21 protein-coding genes are annotated in these 18,829 nt (G+C 64.3%); 11 read left to right on the forward strand and 10 right to left on the reverse strand.

Annotated features, from left to right (window positions below):
• The 5 genes from ACODTW_RS18945 to ACODTW_RS18965 form a co-directional block, all read right to left on the reverse strand.
• On the reverse strand, positions 1-322 hold a 322-nt coding region (locus ACODTW_RS18945; RefSeq protein WP_488947618.1), incomplete at its 3' end, for a tetratricopeptide repeat protein.
• Between the two features lie 89 nt (positions 323-411).
• Positions 412-1,530, reverse strand: a complete 1,119-nt coding sequence (locus ACODTW_RS18950; RefSeq protein ID WP_488947619.1) for a PA0069 family radical SAM protein — start codon at positions 1,528-1,530, stop codon at positions 412-414.
• Positions 1,531-1,591: 61 nt separating this feature from the next.
• Entirely contained in the window at positions 1,592-2,662 is a 1,071-nt protein-coding gene (locus ACODTW_RS18955; RefSeq protein WP_488947620.1) for a phosphotransferase, read from the reverse strand.
• A 14-nt stretch (positions 2,663-2,676) separates the two neighbouring features.
• The gene (locus ACODTW_RS18960) at positions 2,677-3,462 is read right to left on the reverse strand and encodes an SDR family NAD(P)-dependent oxidoreductase (RefSeq protein ID WP_488947621.1); all 786 of its coding nucleotides are present in this window, start codon (positions 3,460-3,462) and stop codon (positions 2,677-2,679) included.
• Positions 3,463-3,490: 28 nt separating this feature from the next.
• A complete protein-coding gene (locus ACODTW_RS18965) occupies positions 3,491-4,243 on the reverse strand; it encodes a glucose 1-dehydrogenase (protein ID WP_488947622.1) in 753 nt (250 codons plus the stop codon).
• 228 nt (positions 4,244-4,471) lie between these two features.
• On the opposite strand from ACODTW_RS18965, the gene ACODTW_RS18970 reads away from it, so the two are divergent.
• Positions 4,472-5,014: a hypothetical protein gene (locus tag ACODTW_RS18970; protein ID WP_488947623.1), complete on the forward strand. Its 543-nt coding sequence runs from the start codon at positions 4,472-4,474 to the stop codon at positions 5,012-5,014.
• Here ACODTW_RS18970 and ACODTW_RS18975 read toward each other — a convergent pair.
• A complete protein-coding gene (locus ACODTW_RS18975; protein ID WP_488947624.1) occupies positions 5,011-5,793 on the reverse strand; it encodes a rhamnogalacturonan acetylesterase in 783 nt (260 codons plus the stop codon). The genes ACODTW_RS18970 and ACODTW_RS18975 overlap by 4 nt on opposite strands.
• 157 nt (positions 5,794-5,950) lie before the next feature.
• On the opposite strand from ACODTW_RS18975, the gene ACODTW_RS18980 reads away from it, so the two are divergent.
• From ACODTW_RS18980 to lepB (ACODTW_RS18990), 3 genes are all read left to right on the forward strand, one after another.
• Positions 5,951-7,315, forward strand: coding sequence for an RsmB/NOP family class I SAM-dependent RNA methyltransferase (locus ACODTW_RS18980; RefSeq protein ID WP_488947625.1), 1,365 nt, complete (start codon positions 5,951-5,953; stop codon positions 7,313-7,315).
• A gap of 102 nt (positions 7,316-7,417) precedes the next feature.
• Entirely contained in the window at positions 7,418-8,143 is a 726-nt protein-coding gene (gene lepB, locus ACODTW_RS18985) for a signal peptidase I (protein ID WP_488947726.1), read from the forward strand.
• Between the two features lie 17 nt (positions 8,144-8,160).
• Positions 8,161-8,892, forward strand: a complete 732-nt coding sequence (gene lepB / locus ACODTW_RS18990; RefSeq protein ID WP_488947626.1) for a signal peptidase I — start codon at positions 8,161-8,163, stop codon at positions 8,890-8,892.
• Between the two features lie 13 nt (positions 8,893-8,905).
• Here the strand turns inward: lepB (ACODTW_RS18990) and ACODTW_RS18995 are convergent, their stop codons facing one another.
• The 3 genes from ACODTW_RS18995 to ACODTW_RS19005 form a co-directional block, all read right to left on the reverse strand.
• Positions 8,906-9,298 carry a VOC family protein gene (locus ACODTW_RS18995; protein ID WP_488947627.1) on the reverse strand — a complete coding sequence of 131 codons (393 nt, stop codon included), beginning with the start codon at positions 9,296-9,298 and terminating at the stop codon, positions 8,906-8,908.
• A 34-nt stretch (positions 9,299-9,332) separates the two neighbouring features.
• On the reverse strand, positions 9,333-9,653 hold the full coding sequence (locus tag ACODTW_RS19000) for a DUF6665 family protein (RefSeq protein ID WP_488947628.1): 321 nt from the start codon (positions 9,651-9,653) through the stop codon (positions 9,333-9,335).
• 83 nt (positions 9,654-9,736) lie between these two features.
• Complete coding sequence (locus ACODTW_RS19005) at positions 9,737-10,633, reverse strand: branched-chain amino acid aminotransferase (RefSeq protein WP_488947629.1); 897 nt, start codon at positions 10,631-10,633, stop codon at positions 9,737-9,739.
• A 73-nt stretch (positions 10,634-10,706) separates the two neighbouring features.
• On the opposite strand from ACODTW_RS19005, the gene ACODTW_RS19010 reads away from it, so the two are divergent.
• The 7 genes from ACODTW_RS19010 to ACODTW_RS19040 all read left to right on the forward strand — a co-directional run bounded on the left by ACODTW_RS19010 (position 10,707) and on the right by ACODTW_RS19040 (position 17,394).
• Positions 10,707-11,198, forward strand: a complete 492-nt coding sequence (locus tag ACODTW_RS19010) for a MarR family winged helix-turn-helix transcriptional regulator (RefSeq protein ID WP_488947630.1) — start codon at positions 10,707-10,709, stop codon at positions 11,196-11,198.
• Between the two features lie 32 nt (positions 11,199-11,230).
• Positions 11,231-11,944 carry a response regulator gene (locus tag ACODTW_RS19015; RefSeq protein WP_488947631.1) on the forward strand — a complete coding sequence of 238 codons (714 nt, stop codon included), beginning with the start codon at positions 11,231-11,233 and terminating at the stop codon, positions 11,942-11,944.
• Positions 11,941-13,308: an ATP-binding protein gene (locus tag ACODTW_RS19020; RefSeq protein ID WP_488947632.1), complete on the forward strand. Its 1,368-nt coding sequence runs from the start codon at positions 11,941-11,943 to the stop codon at positions 13,306-13,308. The genes ACODTW_RS19015 and ACODTW_RS19020 overlap by 4 nt, the downstream gene beginning before the upstream one ends.
• 88 nt (positions 13,309-13,396) lie before the next feature.
• On the forward strand, positions 13,397-14,671 hold the full coding sequence (gene serS / locus ACODTW_RS19025) for a serine--tRNA ligase (protein WP_488947633.1): 1,275 nt from the start codon (positions 13,397-13,399) through the stop codon (positions 14,669-14,671).
• Complete coding sequence (gene surE, locus ACODTW_RS19030) at positions 14,664-15,440, forward strand: 5'/3'-nucleotidase SurE (RefSeq protein WP_488947634.1); 777 nt, start codon at positions 14,664-14,666, stop codon at positions 15,438-15,440. Before serS ends, surE begins: the two co-directional genes overlap by 8 nt.
• Positions 15,437-16,093 carry a protein-L-isoaspartate(D-aspartate) O-methyltransferase gene (locus tag ACODTW_RS19035; protein ID WP_488947635.1) on the forward strand — a complete coding sequence of 219 codons (657 nt, stop codon included), beginning with the start codon at positions 15,437-15,439 and terminating at the stop codon, positions 16,091-16,093. Before surE ends, ACODTW_RS19035 begins: the two co-directional genes overlap by 4 nt.
• Positions 16,033-17,394 (forward strand): peptidoglycan DD-metalloendopeptidase family protein, encoded by a 1,362-nt coding sequence (locus ACODTW_RS19040; RefSeq protein WP_488947636.1) that lies wholly within the window; start codon positions 16,033-16,035, stop codon positions 17,392-17,394. Before ACODTW_RS19035 ends, ACODTW_RS19040 begins: the two co-directional genes overlap by 61 nt.
• Before the next feature lie 65 nt (positions 17,395-17,459).
• Here ACODTW_RS19040 and ACODTW_RS19045 read toward each other — a convergent pair whose 3' ends face one another.
• A complete protein-coding gene (locus ACODTW_RS19045) occupies positions 17,460-18,797 on the reverse strand; it encodes a putative bifunctional diguanylate cyclase/phosphodiesterase (protein ID WP_488947637.1) in 1,338 nt (445 codons plus the stop codon).
• Positions 18,798-18,829 lie beyond the last annotated feature (32 nt).

Consider the following 18,829-nt stretch of genomic DNA (forward strand, 5'->3'; position numbering starts at 1 on the left):
AAGCCGGAGAGCGCGATGATCCCGCCGCTCCTACACCACGCACGGGGACGTGATCATCGCTTAAAGACAGCCCTTTTAAAGCATCAAGGCTGTTTTTATATTTTTGTGAAAAATCTCTGTATAGAATTTCCGCCTTTACTGCATCGCCTAATTCCAGGTTGGCAGCAGCTAGATTGTTCAGGGAATTTTGAGAAATCAATGGGTCTTTAAATGATGAATTTAAAATGTCCTCGTATATTTTTATTGCAGAATAGATCTCTCCTTCCTGATGAAGATTGACGCCAAGATTGTACATTGTCCGTATTTTCTTGATATAATCCATGATCCTGCTCATAATAAATTAGAATATATATAAGATGAAAATATAATAAAGATCAACCTTTGCAGTGGGGGCCATGCCCCCCATATATTTCAAATAAGCTGCATCTGGTCGCCCGGCCGGGGCGGTGGGCGGAACTGGGTGCAGTCCATCTGCCAGTTCCGCTTTTCCAGTCCCAGGCGACGGCAGGCCAGTTTGAACCGTTGTGACAGCATTTCTGCTACCGGCCCGGTGCCCTTCATCCGTGTCTTGAATTCCGATCGATAAAGCGCGCCGTCGCGGGCCTGCCGTATCAGGCTCAAGACTTTTTCGGCGCGGTTGGGGGTATGGGCCTGCAGCCATTCGCTGAACAGGTCCGCGATTTCCAGCGGCAGACGCAGCAGGATATAGCTGGCAGCACACGCCCCCTGGTCGGCAGCGGCAGCCAGGATCGCCTCCATCTCATGGTCGTTCAGACCGGGAATCATAGGGCTGGACAGGACGGCGACGGGGATGCCCGCCTTGGTCAGGGCGCCGATGGCGGCCAGCCGCCTGGACGGGCTGCTGGCGCGCGGTTCCATGGACCGGGCCAGCGCGGGGTCCAAGGTTGTGATGGAGATCGCGACCGAGGCCAGACCGCGTGCCGCCATGGGGGCCAGAATGTCGATATCCCGCATGACCAGGGCCGATTTGGTGATGATGGCCACGGGCTGGTTGAAATCGCGGCAGACCTCCAGCACCGACCGCGTGACGCGTTCCGTCCGCTCCACGGGCTGATAGGGGTCGGTGTTGGCGCCCAGGGCCAGCGGCTTGCAGACATAGCTCTTTGCCCGAAGTTCCCTGTCCAGGAGGGCGGCCGCCTCCTTCTTGGCGAACAGCATGGTTTCGAAATCCAGCCCTGGCGACAGGCCCAGATAGGCATGGCTGGGGCGGGCGAAACAATAGACGCAGCCATGTTCACAGCCGCGATAAGGGTTCACCGACTGGTCGAAATTAATGTCGGGGCTGTCATTGCGGGCGATGATGCTGCGCGCCGTGTCGGGCAGCAGGCGGGTGCGCAGCCTTGGGGCGTCGTCCGGTTCCGGACCGTCGTCATCAGGCAGGACCGGGGCTTGCCAGCCATCGTCGATGCGATGGCGGCTTTCACGCTCGAACCGGCCAGCATGGTTGGAGACGGCGCCGCGCCCCTTCACCGGACGGTCGGGCAGGATATCATCAGGATGCCTGTCCATGACGGCATCCTGATGATGAATTCAGAACATTTCAAGAACAAATAGTGAGGAGACCGTCCCGTCAGGTGCGGTCGGACACGAAACGCCAGCCGGTTTCGGCGGCCGCGCGCGCCACCTCGCCATAAGCCAGGGCCTTGCGATCGGCGGCGTTGCCGGCCAGGGCGCGGGCATAGACGCCTTGGCAGATCGATGCGATGCGGAAGAAGGCAAAGGCCAGGAAGTAGGGCCAGTCGGGAATGCCGCTGCGGCCCGTGCGCCGGCAATAGGCGGCTACATAGTCGGCCTCTGACGGGATGCCAGTGGCGGCCAGATCGATGCCGACCAGGCCCGGGAACTGCTTGATCCCGGCCGGCAGGTGATAGGCTATGCAATTATAGGCCAGATCCGACAGCGGATGACCCAAGGTCGCCAGTTCCCAATCCAGGATGGCGACGACGCGCGGTTCCGTCTTGTCCAGCATCAGATTGCCCAGGCGGAAGTCGCCATGGGCGATGGTGGTCTCCTCCGCGGCCGGCACGGCGCGCGGCAGATACTCCATCAGCCGGTCCATGGCGGGAATGTCGCTGTCGCCCTTGGCGGCCAGGAACTGCTTCGACCAGCGTTCCGTCTGGCGCAGGATGTACTGTTCCGGCTTGCCGAAATCCGACAGGCCGGCAGCCCGCCAATCCACGCCATGCAAGGCCGCCAGCGTTTCATTCATGCTGTCATAGATGGCGGTACGCTCTTCCCCGCTGAAACCGTCCAGCGCCACGTCGGACAGGACGCGCCCGTCGATATGGTCCATGACATAGAAGGGCGTGCCGATAATGGCGGCATCCTCGCACAGCAGGCGCACATTCGGCACCGGGGCCGCCGTCGCCGCCAACGCCCGCATGACGCGGAATTCCCGCTCGATCATATGGGCGCTGGGCAGCAGCTTTCCGGGCGGCTTCTTGCGCAGGACATAGCGGCGGCCCGCCGCATCGGCGACCAGAAAGGTCGGGTTCGACTGCCCACCCTGGAACTGCTGTACCGTCGCCGGCCCCTGGAACCCGTCCAGATGGGCCGACAGCCAGACGGACAGCGCCGCTTCATCGAAACGGTGCTGTGGCAGCACGTCGATCAGGACGGCCGCACCCTTTCCTTCACTCATCACCGGTCCCCTGATCAGAGAATGGTCGGGTCGGCGATGGTGGCACCACCGTCGGCCACCAGGACCTGACCCGTCATGAAGTTGCCGGCAGGTGCTGCCAGCATCAGGGCGACGCCCGCAATCTCCTCCGGTTTGCCGAACCGGCCCAGCGGCGCGCGGCGCATCACAGCCTTGGCAATGTCGGGATTGTCGGTCAGCGCCTTGGCAAAGTCGGTTTCGATGATGCCGGGCGCAATGGCGTTCACGCGGATATTGGCACGGCCATATTCCACGGCCAGGTTGCGGACCAGCGCCGCCTCAGCCGCCTTCGACACGCCATAGGCGCCGATGACGGGATTGCCGCGCAGACCGGCGATGGAAGACAGGATGATGACCGTGCCGTCCTGGCGCTCCGCCATGGCCGGCAGCACCATGTTGCACAATTGCCAGGTGCTGCGCAGGTTGCTGCCCATGATCTTGTCCCAGGCATCGTCGCTGACGCTGGCCAGCGGACCATAGACCGGGTTGATGGCGGCATTGGCGACCAGGATGTCGATGCGGCCCCATTCGGCCAGCGTGGCATCGACCAGGGCCTGCAGATCCTCCTTGCGGCCGATATTGCAGGGGACCGCGATGGCTTGGCCCCCGGCGGCGATGATCTCGTCCCGCACGGTCAGGCAGGCGTCAATCTTGCGCGAGGAGATGACGACCTTGGCCCCGGCGCGGGCGAATTCCTGGGCGATGGACTTGCCGATCCCGCGCGAGGAACCGGTGATCAGCGCCACCTTGCCCGTCAGGTCGAACAGCGGATGCGTGGTCATGTGCATTCTTCCTTGAAAAGACACGGTATTACTGGGCTGTGGTGCCGCCATCGACGACGAATTCCGCACCCGTGACGAACGGACTTTCGTCGGACAGCAGGAACAGCACCATATTGGCCGCATCTTCCGGCTTGCCCATGCGGCCCAGCGGCGAGGTGCGTTCCAGGCGACGGCGCATCTTCTCCCCATCCGGGGCGATATCGATCATCGACTGCACCATGGGTGTTTCCAGGAAGGACGGATGCACGGAATTGCAGCGGATCTCGTACTTCTGCTGCGCACACCACATGGCGACCGACTTGGTCAGCAGCCGCACGGCGCCCTTGGAGGAGCAATAGGCCGGCAGATCCGGCGCGCCCAGCAGGCCGGCGACCGAAGAAATATTGACGATGGACCCGCCGCCCGTCTGCTTCATGGCCTTGATCCCGTGCTTGCAGCCCAGGAAAACCGATTCGACATTGACGGCATGGACGAAACGCCAGCCCTCCAGCGTCTCTTCCTCGATATTGTGCATGGAACCGCAGCCGGCATTGTTCACCAGCCCGTCCAGACGGCCATATTTCTCGACAATATGAGCGATGATGTCGACCCAGCGTTCTTCGCGCGTCACGTCTTGGGCCAGGAACTCCACCTGCGCGCCCAATTCGGCGGCGGCGGCCTCACCACCCTTCACATTGCGGTCGGTGATGACGACTTTGGCCCCTTCGCGCACCAGCGCCCGCGCCGTAGCCAGACCGATTCCCGATGCACCACCCGTCACCAGGACAATCTTGTCCTGCATGCGTCCCGCCATAATGATCCCTCCCAAGAATTCTTAGCCGGCCAGACGACCGGACATTCTCAAACGCTTGTTTGAGTGTAGGTGCAGTGTCGGCATGACGCAATGGGGAAGGTGAGGGCGGTTGTCCAAATCCCCGTTTGGCCGCGTGGCTTGTCGCGTCGAGGCCCGTTGACAGGGCGCCGATCGGGGCACAGCCTTTCTGCCAGATTATTGAATGCGCGGGAGGGCATGATGAAGCAGATGTTCCGGGTAGTCACGCTGCTGCTGGCGATGGTGTCGCTGTTCCTGTCACCGGCCATGGCCGGCGATCCGGACCCGTTCGCTGATATCGCCGGTTTCGTGGGCAAGACCTGGAAGGGCGAGGGCAAGGGGCCGGACGGCAAGCCCATGACCGACATCGCACGCTGGGAATGGGCGCTGGGGGGCAGGGCGGTTCGCATCACCCATTCCCTGGCCGACCAGTCCTATGGCGGTGAAACCATGATCGTCTGGGACGGCCCCTCCAAGTCGCTGGTCTATCACTATTTCACGACCGGCGGCTTCAATACCCAGGGTCGGATGCATGCCGAGGGTCCCGGCCGCCTGATCGCGGAGGAGGACGTGGCGGGCCATCCCAAGATCAGCAAGGTGCGGTCGACCATGATCGTCACCGGCGACGGCATGACAACGCAGGCGGAATTCTTCAGCGACGGCAAATGGTCGCCCGGCCATGGCTTCACCTACAAGGCCACGGACCCGTCTGCCCTGCCGCCCTTCACGCCCGTCCGTTAAGGGCAGGTGGGACCACCCAGGGTCGGCGGGTTAATGGCGGACAGGGGCAGGATGTGCGCGGAGACCGGCAGGTTCAGCGCCTGTAGCCGCGCCGCCACCAGCGAGGCGACGGCGCGGGCGCCGATTTCGCTGAAATGGACGTCGTCCCTGATGCCATCGGGCCAGCGCGGGTAGCCGGCTTCCTTCGCGTAGTGAAGATAGAAGGCCTTGGACGGCTCCTCGCCGATGGTCTGGAAATAGGCGCGGCTGTCGGCGGCAAGGTCGATCAGCGGTGTTGCCGTCTCCTTCGCCACCGCGCGTGTCACGGCCGCGTATTCACCCAAGGTCTCCTGCAACACACCCTGATCAAAGCTGCGGATGGCGACGGGGGTCAGCAGCACGGCCCGTGCGCCCTTCTCCCGCGCGGTGGCGATGAAGCGCAGCAGGTTGACGCGGAAGTCGGGCAGGGTTGTGTACCGCTCCGGCTTGGCGACCGTCGTGTCATTATGCCCGAACTGGACCAGCAGCGTGTCGCCAGCCGCGATGTCCCGGAACAGGGCGTCGAACCTTCCTTCAGCGATATAGCTTTTGGTGCTGCGCCCGCCGGCGGCCCGGTTCTCCACCATCACATTGCCGTCCAGATTGCAGGCCAGCACCATGCCCCAGCCCAACTGCGGGTATCTTTCCGGTCCATACTGGGCGGCCGTGCTGTCGCCCGCGATGAAGATGCGCCCGTCGGCAAGGGCAGGGCCGGTGACAAGGCTGGTTAGGGCAAGGAACAGGGCGGACAGGCGGCGCATGGGGATCTTCCATTGGTAACCGGTGTCAGTATGATGGAAGAACCCTCTGTCCGGCAAGCCGGCGATGGGCAGCCATGGCAGCTGGGCACTTCCCGTGACCCGCGCCCGGCCCTATAGTCCCCGGCTTTGCCAGCCGCACTGTACCGGAAGAAGAACCATGACCCCCGCCGCCCGTTTGGCCACCGCCACCGACCTGCTTGCCGAGGTGATGGACACCCCGCGCCCGGCCGATGCCGTGACCAGCGCCTTCTTCCGTGCCCGCCGCTATATCGGGGCCAAGGACCGGGCGGAGATCGCCCAGGCGGTCTATGGCGTCATGCGCCGCTGGGCCCGGCTGCATTGGTGGCTGGAGCGGGTGAACCATATGCCCGATCCGCGCGCCCTGGTCATCGCCGACTGCATCCTGTCGGGAGGCCGGACGGCCGACGCCGTGGCCGGCCTGTTCAACGGGGCCAAGTTCGCGCCGGCCCCGCTGTCGGACCGGGAACGCAAGCTGATCCGGGCGCTGGACACGCACACACTGGACCATCCGTCGCAGCCGGAGGCCGTGCAGGCCGAGGTGCCGGAATGGGCCGAGGCGTCCATGCGCGCCACCTTCGGCGACCGCTTCCTGGCCGAAGCGTCGGGCATGCTGGGCGAGGCGCCGCTGGACCTGCGCGTCAATCCGGTGAAGGCCACGCGCGAGGAAGCCATGAAGGCCCTGGCCGATGCGGGCATCAAGGCGCAGCCGACGGACCTGTCGCCGGTGGGCCTGCGCCTGGCCGGCCGCGCGCCCATCATGGCGCTGGACGCCTATAAGGACGGCATGATCGAAATCCAGGACGAAGGCTCGCAGCTGGTCGCCTTCATGACTGACGCACGGCCGGGCATGCAGGTCGTGGATTTCTGCGCCGGGGCCGGGGGCAAGACCCTGGCCATCGCCGCCATGATGGACAATAAGGGCCGCGTGGTCGCCACCGACGTGCTGGAAGGCCGTCTGACGCGCGCCAAGGAGCGGTTCCGCCGCGCCGGCCTGCACAATATCGAAACCCGCGCCATCAAGACCGAACGCGACCCCTGGGTGAAGCGGCACAAGGGCAAGTTTGACCGTGTCGTCGTGGATGCGCCCTGTTCGGGCACGGGTACCTGGCGCCGCAACCCGGACAGCCGCTGGCGCCCGCTGGGGCCCGGCCTGTCCGAACTGGTGCCGCTGCAGGCCAGCATCCTGGACAGTGCGGCCCGGCTGGTCCGGCCCGGCGGGCGCGTGGTCTATGCCACCTGCTCGGTCCTGCGGGAGGAGAATGAAGGCCAGGTGGAGGCATTTCTGGCCAGCCATCCGGACTTCACCCTGTTGCCGGTGGCGTCCGCCTGGCCCGCCGCCTGGGGAAAGCCCCCGGTGGACACGGACATGCTGCGCCTGACCCCGCTGCGGCACGACACGGACGGCTTCTTTGCCGCCGTGCTGGAACGCCGCGCCGATGCCGTTGAAGCCGCACCGGCCGAAGACGACGCCGCAGTAGAAGCAGACACCGCCACCGCGTGAATTGGTCCCATGTGGGCCCAGACGGGTGGAGATTGACCCAGGGAACGCCGCCGGGCATGGTGGCGGCAACCTTGATGACCGGGAGTATGGACGTTGCGCGCAGTGTTACGGGAATGGGCGGGTCTGATCGGCTTTGTCGCCGCCTTCTATCTCACCATCAACACGCTGCTGTTCGCAGGTTTCCACGTTCCATCGGAAAGCATGCTGCCCACGCTGAAGGTCGGCGACCAGTTCTATGCCGCCAAATATGCCTATGGCTACAGCCGCTTCTCCACCAGCTTCGTGCCGCTGCCGTTCGGCAGCGGGCGCTTCCCGGACATCATGCCGGAACGCGGCGATATCGTGGTTTTCCGCCTGCCCACGACGGAAGAAGATTATGTGAAGCGCGTCATCGGCCTGCCCGGCGACACGATCCAGGTGCGTGAAGGGCGGCTTTACATCAATGACGCCGAAGTGCCGCGGGAAAAGAACCGCGACTATTCCTACCGCGACAATGGCGGCAGCGTCGTGCAGGTGACCGAATATACGGAAACCCTGCCCAACGGCCGCAAGCACCTGATCATCGAACAGCGCGACGACGGCTATGCCGACAACACGCCCGAATATAAGGTGCCGGAAGGCCACCTGTTCATGATGGGCGACAATCGCGACAATTCGCAGGACAGCCGCTATCTGCGTCAGGTCGGCTATATCCCGGTGGAGCGTGTGCTGGGCCGCGTGTCCATGGTGGCCTTCGCCCGCAAGTCCTGCTCACCCGAAGATGGTCTGGTCTGCCCCGGTGGCGGCTGGTGGGACCGTCTGTTCCGCTGGGTTGCTGCCGACTATTGATCCGGAAAGGATGGACGATGCCGATTTCAGCCAAACTCAAGGAATGGGGGAGACTGGTCGGCTTCGTCGGTGGTTTCTATGTGCTGGTAACCACTTTGCTGTTCGCCGGTTTCTATGTGCCGTCGGAAAGCATGCTGCCCACCCTGACCGTCGGCGATCAGTTCTATGCGGCCAAATACGCCTATGGCTACAGCCGCTTTTCCACGCCCTTCGTGCCCTTGCCCTTTGGCAGCGGCCGCATCCCCGACATCCGCCCGGAACGCGGTGACGTCATCGTCTTTCGCAAGGGGAAGGACGAAACCGATCTGGTGAAGCGGGTCATCGGCCTGCCGGGCGACCGCCTGCAATGGCGCGAGGGCCGCCTTTACATCAATGGCGAGATGGTCGAGCGGGAGAGGGTCCGGGACTATGTCTACCGCACCCATAATGGCGTTTCGGTCCAGGCCACGGAATATCGGGAAACATTGCCCGGCGGCCGGCAGCACCTGATCCTGGAACAGACCGACAGCGGCTTTGCCGACAATACCGCCGAATATGTCGTGCCCGAAGACCACATCTTCGTATCGGGCGACAATCGCGACAATTCCGGCGACAGCCGGTTCCTGAACGATGTCGGCTATGTGCCGCTGGAACGGGTGCTGGGCCGCGTCTCCGTGGTGGCCTTCACCCGTGCGCCCTGCGCGGCCGAGGACGGGCTGGTCTGCCCCGGCGGTGGCTTCATGGACCGGCTGCTGCGCCGGGTGCCGTAATCGACTGCCGGGATCACGCACCCGATGGCTTGTGACACACCGCCTCGATATTGTGGCCGTCGGGATCAAGGATGAAGGCCCCGTAATAGTTCGGATGATAATGGGCACGGATGCCGGGGCCGCCATTGTCGGTGCCACCGGCCGCCAGCCCGGCGGCATGGAAGGCGTCCACCGTGGCGCGGTCTTCCACCCGGAAGGCGACATGGATGATGGGCCTGTTGGGCGTGCCTTCGATGATCCAGAAATCCGTCTTCCCGCCCTCGCCGAAACCGGCAACATTGGCGCCGCCTGTCACGGAAGCCGGAAACTCCATCAGCAATTCATAGCCGATCGCCCCCAGTGCCATCTGGTAGAAGCGTTTGCTTTTCTGGAAATCGCTGACATTGACGCCGGTATGGTCGATCAAGGCGGGCTCCTGCGAATGGAAAGGGTGTCACGGGTCAGCGGACAGTGCCCAGCCGCATCAGGACGACGGGCGGTATCTTGTAGGTGTCGATGGCATCGCTGTGGTCGCGCACGCCACAGACCTCCCGCTGGATGAAGTAATGCCAGACGGCGCGGGCCGCCTCGTTCAGCAATGCTTCGCGCTGGGCCGTGTCGTCAGCGGGGCAATCGCGCCAGGCGGCCAGACTGCGTTCAACGGCACGCCCCATGGCGCCCAGGCTGCTGGCCTGTTCGGCCAGTATCTCGGCCTCCAGCGCTGAAAAACCGGAGCGGGCCTGGAAATCCGGGGTCAGGTACTGAGGAGGACGGACGGTCATGATCGCTCTCCCTGGTCCATGAAAAAAGGGCGGCTGGATCTGCTCCGGCCGCCCTTTCCTGAACCCAGTCGGGCCGCTTCCGCTTATTCGGCGGCGGCGGCTTCCAGGCGGCCATTCACCAGCGCATCGTAATCCAACATCAGATTACGACAAACTTCGCCCGGCGTGTAGGTCCAGTCACCGATACGGCCCACCGGGGTCACTTCCGCCGCAGTACCCGTCAGGAAGATTTCCGAGGCGCCCTGGACCTCTTCCAACTGGATGTGGCGTTCGATGACCTGATAGCCGCGACGCTTGGCCAGATCCATGACGGTCTGGCGCGTGATGCCGTTCAGGAAGCAGTCCGGCGTCGGCGTGTGGATGACGCCATCCTTGACCATGAAGAAGTTGGCGCCCGTGGCCTCCGCGACCAGACCGCGATAATCCAGCATCAGCGCGTCCTGGAACCCGTCCTTTTCGGCCGCGTGCTTGGACATGGTGCAGATCATGTACAGGCCGGCGGCCTTGGCTTCCGTCGGGGCCGTGTCGGGGGCCGGGCGGCGCCATTTGGACAGCTGCAAATGGATGCCCTTCATGCGGGCTTCCGGGGTGAAGTAGCTGGGCCATTCCCAGCAGGCGATGGCCAGATGGATCTTGTTATGCTGGGCGGACACACCCATCATCTCGCTGCCACGCCAGGCGACCGGACGGATATAGCCGTTGGTCATGTTGGCGGCCTTGCAGGTGGCGACCTTCGCCGCCTCGATCTCGTCCACGCTGTAGGGGATGTCGAAGCCCAGCAGTTCACCCGACCGCTTCAGGCGCACACTGTGTTCGCGCGACTTGAAGATGGAACCGTTGTAAATGCGCTCCCCCTCAAATACACAGCTTCCGTAGTGCAGGCCGTGGGTCAGGACGTGTACCTTCGCGTCACGCCACGGAATCAGCTCACCGTCGAACCAGATGTGACCGTCACGGTCATGGAAGGGGATGATCGACATTGCCTTGGTTTCCTCGTTACTTTATGTCCCATGGGACTTCGCCCACGTTACAGAATTGCAGAAATAAGTCAACATGGCTGACGTAAAATCAGGACCGAACCCGCTGTTCCTCCGTGAGGAGGATCTCCGACAGGGCATCGAGCTGCTGTTCTACGCATACCGCGACTTTACCGCCGAACCCGATGCAATGCTTGCAAAAATCGGGTTGGGGCGCGCGCATCACCGCGTCGTGTATTTCGTGGGACGCTACCCTGGTATTACCGTAACGGAGCTCTTGGGCATTCTGCAGATCACCAAGCAGAGCCTGAGCCGGGTGCTGACCGATCTGGTCGATCAGGAATATATCGCGCAGCGACCGGGCACCAAGGACCGGCGCCAGCGGCTGCTGACTCTGACGGAAAAGGGCGTGGAACTGGAACGCAGCCTATCGGACGCACAGCGCGCCCGCATCGCCCAGGCCTACCGCGCGGCAGGTGCCGCTGCGGTGGAAGGTTTCCGCACCGTCATGCTGGGCATCATCGACGCCGACGACCGGGCGAAGTTCCCACCGCCTGGCAAGCGGTGACCATTGGCCCCGGTCGTGTTATGCAAGGGGCCATGATGACCGACCCTGCCGATCTGCCCCACATCCTGGTCGTGGACGATGACACGCGTCTGCGGGAGGCGTTGCGTCGGTATCTGGGCCAGAACGGCTTTCTGGTCACCGGTGCGGCGGATGCCGCCGATGCCCGCGCCCGTCTGGCGGGGCTGGCCGTCGATCTGATTGTTCTGGACGTGATGATGCCGGGTGAAAGCGGGCTGGACCTGTGCCGCGACCTTTCGGCGCGGGGGGATACGCCCATCCTGCTGCTGACGGCGCGCGGCGAGGCCGATGACCGCATCCAGGGGCTGGAAGCCGGGGCCGATGATTATCTGGCCAAGCCGTTCGAGCCACGGGAACTGGTGCTACGGTTGAATGCCATTCTGCGGCGGCGGGCGCGACAGGGGGCGATCATCACCCCGCCCGCGTCGCCCCACCTGATCCGCCTGGGGCGATATCTGTTCGACGCCGAGCGGGAGGAACTGCGGGCAGGCGGGGAGATCATCCGGCTGACAGCCATGGAGTCCGGGCTGCTGCGGGTGCTGGCGGCGGAACCCGGCACCGTCCTCAACCGGGAAGCCCTGGTGGAAAAGGCCGGTGTCGATGCGGCCAATGCCCGGACCATTGATGTTCAGGTCACCCGCCTGCGCCGAAAACTGGAGGATGACCCGCGGGAGCCGCGTTATCTTCAGACTGTGCGCGGCGAAGGTTATGTGTTGAGGCCGGATTGAGCGACAGGCTGCGCCTTCTCTGGCAGAAACGGCCCCGGCCTCTGCGTGGCCTGAAACGCTATGTGCCGGCGACTCTGTTCGCGCGGTCGCTGTTGATCATGATGACGCCCGTGGTCCTGGCCCAGGCCATCGCCACCTTCGTCTTCTATGACCGCCATTGGGATACGATGACCAACCGCCTGGCCAACGGCGTGGCGGGCGAAATCGCCTTCGTCATCGAACAGATGGGGCGTGATCCCGACGACATGGCGCGCGAACAGACCCTGACCATGGCGGCGCGCAATACCGACATCCTGTTCACCTGGACACCGGGTGAAGAACTGCCCGATCCGCCGCCGCGGCTGCGCGGTGCGTTGGAAGAGACATTGGGGCAGGCGCTGGATGACCGCGTGCGCCGGCCCTGGCGCATCAACAGCAATGTCGCCCATAAATGGATCGAAATCCGGGTGCAGCTGCCGGATGGGGTCCTGTCTGTGCTGTCGCCGGAACGCCGGCTCTATAGCTTCACCTCCTATCTGTTCATCATCTGGATGCTGGGCAGCGCGCTGGTGCTGTTCTCCATCGCCACCCTGTTCATGCGCAACCAGATCCGGCCCATCCGCCGGCTGGCCGTGGCTGCCGATGCCTTCGGCAAGGGCCGCGACATCAGCGATTTCCGACCGGAAGGGGCCGTTGAGGTGCGACAGGCCGCCCATGCCTTCCTGCTGATGCGCGACCGAATCCGGCGCCAGATCGCCCAGCGCACGGAAATGCTGGCCGGCGTCAGCCACGACCTGCGCACGCCGCTCACCCGCATGAAGCTGCAATTGGCCATGATGCCCGACATGGCGGAGGTGGAGGAGCTGAAGGCGGACGTGGCCGAGATGCAGGTGATGATTGATGGCTATCTGTCCTTTGCCCGCGGTGACGGGGAGGAGGAACAGCGCAATGTCGACCTGTCGCTGCTGCTAGCTGAAATGGCGGGCAATGCGCGCCGGGAAGGGGCGCGGCTGACCCTGGACCCGATGGTCACGCAGGGCGATGCCGTGATGCTGCCCCTGCGTCTGCTGTCGGTGCGCCGCTGCCTGTCCAACCTGATCGGCAATGCCGCCCGCTATGGCAAGCATGTCTGGCTGGGGCTGGAGCGCAAGGGCAGTTTCGTCGAAATCCTGATCGATGATGACGGGCCGGGCATACCTGAGACTCAGCGGGAAAACGTCTTCCGCCCCTTCTACCGGCTGGAGCCGTCACGCAACCAGAAAACGGGCGGCGTCGGGCTGGGCCTGACCATCGCCCGCGACATCGCCCGGCGGCATGGCGGCGATGTCGTCCTGCGCGACAGCCCGCAGGGGGGATTGCGCGCCGTCCTGCGTCTGCCGCTTTGATCGGGGGGCTTTTCGCTCACTGGACGTCGTCCCCCCTCCGCCCCTATAAACAGCTTCCACATCACTCCCTTATCGAAGCTGGCTTTCCATGCACGACCTTCGTTCCATCCGCGACAATCCCGCAGCCTTTGATGCCGGTCTGACCCGGCGCGGAGTGGAACCGCTGTCCTCCCGCATCCTGGAACTGGACCAGGAGCGCCGCGCCTGCCAGACGCAGTTCCAGGAATTGCAGGCCCGCCGCAATGAAGCCTCCAAGCTGATCGGCGCCTACAAGAAGGAAGGCAAGGATGCCCAGCCGCTGCTGGACGAGGTTGCCGGCCTGAAGGAGAAGTTGCCGCAGCTGGAAGAGCGCGAGAAGGCGCTGGGCGTGGAGTTGGATGGCATCCTGGCTTCCTACCCCAACATCCCGGCCGCCGACGTGCCCGATGGCAAGGACGAGCATGACAATGTCGAAATCCGCCGCGTGGGCACGCCGACGGAAATCGTCGATGCCAAGCAGCATTTCGAGCTGGGCGAAGCCCTGGGCCTGATGAGCTTCGATCTGGCGGCCAAGCTGTCGGGCGCGCGCTTCACGGTCCTGCGCGGGCAGTTGGCCCGCCTGGAACGTGCGCTGGGCGACTTCATGCTGGACATCCACACGCGCGAATTCGGGTATGAGGAAGTGTCGCCGCCGCTGCTGGTCAAGGACGATGCGGCCTTCGGTACGGGCCAGTTGCCCAAGTTCACCGAGGACCTGTTTCAGACCACCAACGGCTTCTGGCTGATCCCCACGGCTGAGGTGCCGCTGACCAATCTGGTCAATGATGCCATCCTGGATGGCGAGGAACTGCCCCTGCGCCTGACGGCCCGCACCCCCTGTTTCCGGTCGGAGGCCGGGTCGGCCGGGCGCGACACGCGCGGCATGATCCGCCAGCACCAGTTCTACAAGGTGGAGATGGTATCCATCACCCGACCCGATCAATCGGCCGCCGAACATGAGCGCATGACCGACGCGGCCGAAACGGTGCTGAAGCGCCTGGGCCTGCCGTTCCGCACGGTCACGCTCTGCACCGGCGATATGGGCTTCACGTCCCAGAAGACCTACGATATCGAGGTCTGGCTGCCGGGACAGGGCGCCTATCGCGAAATCTCGTCCTGCTCCAACTGCGGGGATTTCCAGGCACGGCGCATGAAGGCCCGCTTCCGCACCAAGGGGGAGAAGGCCACCCAGTTCGTGCATACGCTGAACGGGTCCGGCACGGCCGTGGGCCGCTGTCTGATTGCCGTGCTGGAAAATTACCAGCAGGCCGACGGCTCCATCCTGATCCCCGAGGCGCTGCGCCCCTATATGGGCGGGCTGGAGCGGATCACGGCCCATGGCTGAGTTCGACTTCACCGGTACGCGCATCCTGATCAGCAATGATGACGGCATCCATGCCGCCGGTATCGGTGTGCTGGAAGCGATTGCGCGTGAATTGACCGATGATGTCTGGGTGGTGGCGCCGGAAACCGAACAGTCCGGCGCCAGCCACAGCCTGACCATGCACCGGCCGCTGCGCCTGCGCGAACTGGGGGCCAAGCGCTTTGCCGTGGACGGCACGCCCACCGACTGCGTCCTGCTGGCCATCAATCATCTGATGGCGGACAAGAAGCCGGCGCTGGTGCTGTCCGGCATCAACCATGGCAGCAATCTGGGCGAGGATGTGACCTATTCCGGCACGATCGCCTGCGCCATGGAGGCCACGCTGCTGGGCGTGCGGGCCATCGCCATGAGCCAGCGCATGCCCCATGGCGGCCCGCCCAACTGGGCCGTGGCCCAGGCGTTCGGCGCCGAGGTGGTGCGCAAGGCCATGGCGGCGGACTGGCCCCGGCTGGTGCTTATGAACGTGAACTATCCCGACCGGGCGGTGGCGGATGTGACGGGCGTCCATGTCGTCCGCCACGGCAACCGCAAGATCGGGGATGAGTTGGACGAGCGGGTCGATCCGCGCGGCCGCCGATATTTCTGGATCGGCGCGGCGCGGGGGGACGAGGATGTGCCCGTTGATACCGACGTGCATGTCGTCAACCATGGCGGCATCGCCGTCACCCCGATCTTCCTGGACTTGACGCATTATGCGTGCCTGGAGGGTCTGAAAGGGGTGTTCGCATGAGTGGCGGGGCGGCGCGCAAGATCAGGTTGCTGATGCTTCTGCGCCGCCAGGGGGTGACGGATGTGAATGTGCTGCGCGCGATCGAGCTGATCCCGCGGGAGCTGTTCGTGCCGCGCCCCTTCCGCGACCAGGCCTATGAGGATACGGCCCTGCCCATCGGGCACGGCCAGACCATCAGCCAGCCGCAGGTCGTGGGCCTGATGACCCAGGCCCTGGAACTGGGCGACCGGCACAAGGTGCTGGAAATCGGCACCGGGTCCGGTTACCAAGCAGCGATCCTGTCCAAGATCGCGCGGCGCGTCTATACGATGGAACGCCACCGGCCCTTAGCGCAGGAGGCCGAACAGCGGTTCGTCGCCCTGCGTCTGCACAACATTACCGTGCGGGTGGGGGATGGAATCCGGGGTTGGCCTGAAGCTGCACCCTTTGAGAGGATATTGGTGACCGCCGGCTGTATTGGCAATCCTCCGCCTGATCTTGTAGATCAACTGGCGGTTGGTGGTATCATGGTCATCCCGTTGGGCCCGGACCACCGGGCGCTGAATGTGGTCCGCATCCGGCGTGACGAGACTGGATTGAAGCGAGAGGTACTGTGGCCCGTCAGGTTCGTTCCCCTGTTGCCGGAAGTGGCGCCGGACCCGGTTTCGGCCTGAGCCGCCGCGTCGGCACGCCCGTTGCCCTGCTGCTGGTGGGTCTGCTGGCGGCCGGCTGTTCCACGGAGGGTGACCTTCCGGCCCGTGCGGTCAAATCGACGGTGGCCGCCGCCCCCAACAGTATCTTCGTCTCCAAGGGTGATACGCTGTATCGTCTCGCACAGCAGTATAATGTGCCACTGCGCGACTTGATCGAGGCCAATGGCCTGAACCCGCCCTATACCTTGACCGCGGGGCAGCGGCTGTTGCTGCCGGTCCCCCGCACCTATGTCGTGAAGGCGGGTGACACGCTCTATGGTCTGTCGCGCCAGTTTCAGGTCGACATGTCCGAACTGGTGCGGATGAACAATATCCAGGCGCCTTATACACTGAAGACGGGTCAGAATATCCGTCTGCCGGGGCGAAGCCCCACACCGGCCACGGTGGTGGCGGCTGCGCCGGCCACAGCAGCCGGCACGCTGGCCAGGCCCCCGGTTTCCGCCCCATCGCGAAAGCCGGATCAACCGCCGGCCACCAGCCTGAGCCCGACCGAACGCAGCCAGCGGCCCGCCGTGGAAGTCGCGACGCTGCCCCCGCCGGCCACCCAGCCGGTGGGAACGGTCCCCAATGCCGCTACGGGTGCATCACCTGCACCCATGACCCGCCCGCCCCCGTCGGCCCCGACGCCACCGGCCAATGGCGGCAATGCCGGCGGCAACGCGCGCAGGGGTGTGGAGGCGGAAAGCCTTCCGCCGCCGCCCGCGGCCAATGCCACGCCCGCCCCCATATCACCCGCTCCCACACCGCCCGCTGCTGGATCGGCCGCGACGAATGTCACGCCGGCGGAGCGGCGGCCGGCTGCCCAGGAGCCTGCCCAGACCCAAGTGGCTGCCGTGGCCCCGCCACCGGCCCCGGCGAAAGCCGATCAGCCGCCCCCACGGGCCGGCAGCCGTTTCCTCTGGCCGGTGCGTGGCACCATCCTGTCGGGTTTCGGCGAGAAGCCGGGTGGCCTGCGCAATGATGGCATCAATATTGGTGCCAGCAAGGGCACGCCTGTCGCCGCCGCCGACGCCGGTATCGTCGCCTATGCGGGCAATCAGCTGAAATCATTCGGGAATCTGGTTCTGATCCGCCATGATGGCGGCTGGGTCACCGTCTACGCGCACCTGGATGCGATCGGCGTCGAACAGGGGCAGCGGGTGACGCGCGGGCAGGGGATCGGCACGGTCGGCCAGACCGGCAATGTCCGCGCCCCGCAACTGCACTTTGCCGTGCGCAAGGGCGAACAGGTGCTGAACCCGCTGGAGCAGTTGGAGAAATAACCCCCCGCGCGCGCGGGTGCGTCCGCCCCGTTGCGTGCAGTCCCCCTGACGCGCCGGGGCGTCAGTTAAGTGCCGACCCCATGCCGGATGAATTCGGCGAAGGCTTCCGCCGGCATCGGACGGGCGAACAGATAGCCCTGGCCCTCCTCCACGCCCAGCCGCTTCAGGATTTCCCACTGCGCCGGGGTTTCGATCCCTTCCGCCACCACTTTCAGATCCATGGCCTGGGCCATGGCGACGATGGCTTCTACGATGTGGCGGGTGCTCTGGTCCCGTTCCATGTCCATGACGAACTTGCGATCAACCTTCAGGCAATCCAGGGGCAGTTCGCGCAGATAGGACAGGGACGAATAGCCGGTTCCGAAATCGTCGAGTGCCAGGGCAACCCCACGGTCGGCGATCCAGCGCATCTGCTGCAGGGCACCTTCCAGATCGTCGGGCAGGATTGTCTCGGTAATTTCCAGCTGCAAAAGATGCGGCGGGATACCGCTTTCCGCCAACAGCACATCGATCAGGGCCGGCAGGTGACCCCAGCGGAACTGCCGTTCCGACACGTTCACGGCGATTTGTATGGGCGGGTAGCCCGCATCCAGCCAATTGCGGATTTGCTTGATGGCCGTCCGAAGCACCCATTCGCCGATCGGTACGATCAGCCCCGTTTCCTCCGCCGTCGGGATGAACACGCCGGGGGCGACCATGCCGCGCGTGGGATGGCGCCAGCGCAGCAATGCTTCCCCACCGACCGGCGCACCGCCCTGTATCGCCACCTTGGGCTGGTAATGCAGGACCAGCTGGTCGTCGCGGATGGCTGCCCGCAGCTCATCCTCCAGATCCAGCCGCTCTTTCAGATCATCACGCATGGCGCGCGTGAAATGAAGGTAGTTGGCCGTACCCGATTTCACGGCCCGTTCCAGCGCCACGCAGGCATTGCGGACCAGCGAAGGGCCGTCGGTCGCATCATTGGGAGAGACCGCGACGCCGATCTTGGCCGAAACAAAAAGCTGCTGCCCTTCAATGATGATCGGCTCGTTCATATTGTTGGCGATGGCCGAGGCGGCGAACAGCGCCTTGCCGGCATGGTCCAGGCCCGGCAGAAAGATCGCAAACTGTGTCTGGGCGAATCGACAGATCAGATCATTGTCACCACAGACCGGCGTCAGCCGCTTGACCAGCGTCGCCATGGCCTCATCCAGTGTCTGTTGACCATGGACGCGGAACAATTGCGGCATGCGATCGATTTCCACCACCAGCAAACCCGCGATCAACTCACCCGCATGCGCTTGCATGATTTCGGTGACGCGGTTCACGAAGGGGCGCATTTCCCATACGCCGGTGACGGCATCGTGGGGGATGTAATCGGCGGCCAGGATACCTTCCGGCGTCATAATCTTTGTCAGTGTCACGACGACTTAATTCCGTGGTCCCGGCAATAACA

Source organism: Niveispirillum sp. FG148, from assembly GCF_057809655.1.

Bases quoted from the DNA above. Each gene is read 5' to 3' on its own strand.
- ACODTW_RS18950 (WP_488947619.1), bottom strand. From the start codon at position 1,530: ATGGACAGGCATCCTGATGATATCCTGCCCGACCGTCCGGTGAAGGGG.
- ACODTW_RS18955 (WP_488947620.1), bottom strand. From the start codon at position 2,662: ATGAGTGAAGGAAAGGGTGCGGCCGTCCTGATCGACGTGCTGCCACAG.
- ACODTW_RS18960 (WP_488947621.1), bottom strand. From the start codon at position 3,462: ATGACCACGCATCCGCTGTTCGACCTGACGGGCAAGGTGGCGCTGATC.
- ACODTW_RS18965 (WP_488947622.1), bottom strand. From the start codon at position 4,243: ATGCAGGACAAGATTGTCCTGGTGACGGGTGGTGCATCGGGAATCGGT.
- ACODTW_RS18970 (WP_488947623.1), top strand. From the start codon at position 4,472: ATGATGAAGCAGATGTTCCGGGTAGTCACGCTGCTGCTGGCGATGGTG.
- ACODTW_RS18975 (WP_488947624.1), bottom strand. From the start codon at position 5,793: ATGCGCCGCCTGTCCGCCCTGTTCCTTGCCCTAACCAGCCTTGTCACC.
- ACODTW_RS18980 (WP_488947625.1), top strand. From the start codon at position 5,951: ATGACCCCCGCCGCCCGTTTGGCCACCGCCACCGACCTGCTTGCCGAG.
- lepB (WP_488947626.1), top strand. From the start codon at position 8,161: ATGCCGATTTCAGCCAAACTCAAGGAATGGGGGAGACTGGTCGGCTTC.
- ACODTW_RS19000 (WP_488947628.1), bottom strand. From the start codon at position 9,653: ATGACCGTCCGTCCTCCTCAGTACCTGACCCCGGATTTCCAGGCCCGC.
- ACODTW_RS19005 (WP_488947629.1), bottom strand. From the start codon at position 10,633: ATGTCGATCATCCCCTTCCATGACCGTGACGGTCACATCTGGTTCGAC.
- ACODTW_RS19010 (WP_488947630.1), top strand. From the start codon at position 10,707: ATGGCTGACGTAAAATCAGGACCGAACCCGCTGTTCCTCCGTGAGGAG.
- ACODTW_RS19015 (WP_488947631.1), top strand. From the start codon at position 11,231: ATGATGACCGACCCTGCCGATCTGCCCCACATCCTGGTCGTGGACGAT.
- serS (WP_488947633.1), top strand. From the start codon at position 13,397: ATGCACGACCTTCGTTCCATCCGCGACAATCCCGCAGCCTTTGATGCC.
- surE (WP_488947634.1), top strand. From the start codon at position 14,664: ATGGCTGAGTTCGACTTCACCGGTACGCGCATCCTGATCAGCAATGAT.
- ACODTW_RS19035 (WP_488947635.1), top strand. From the start codon at position 15,437: ATGAGTGGCGGGGCGGCGCGCAAGATCAGGTTGCTGATGCTTCTGCGC.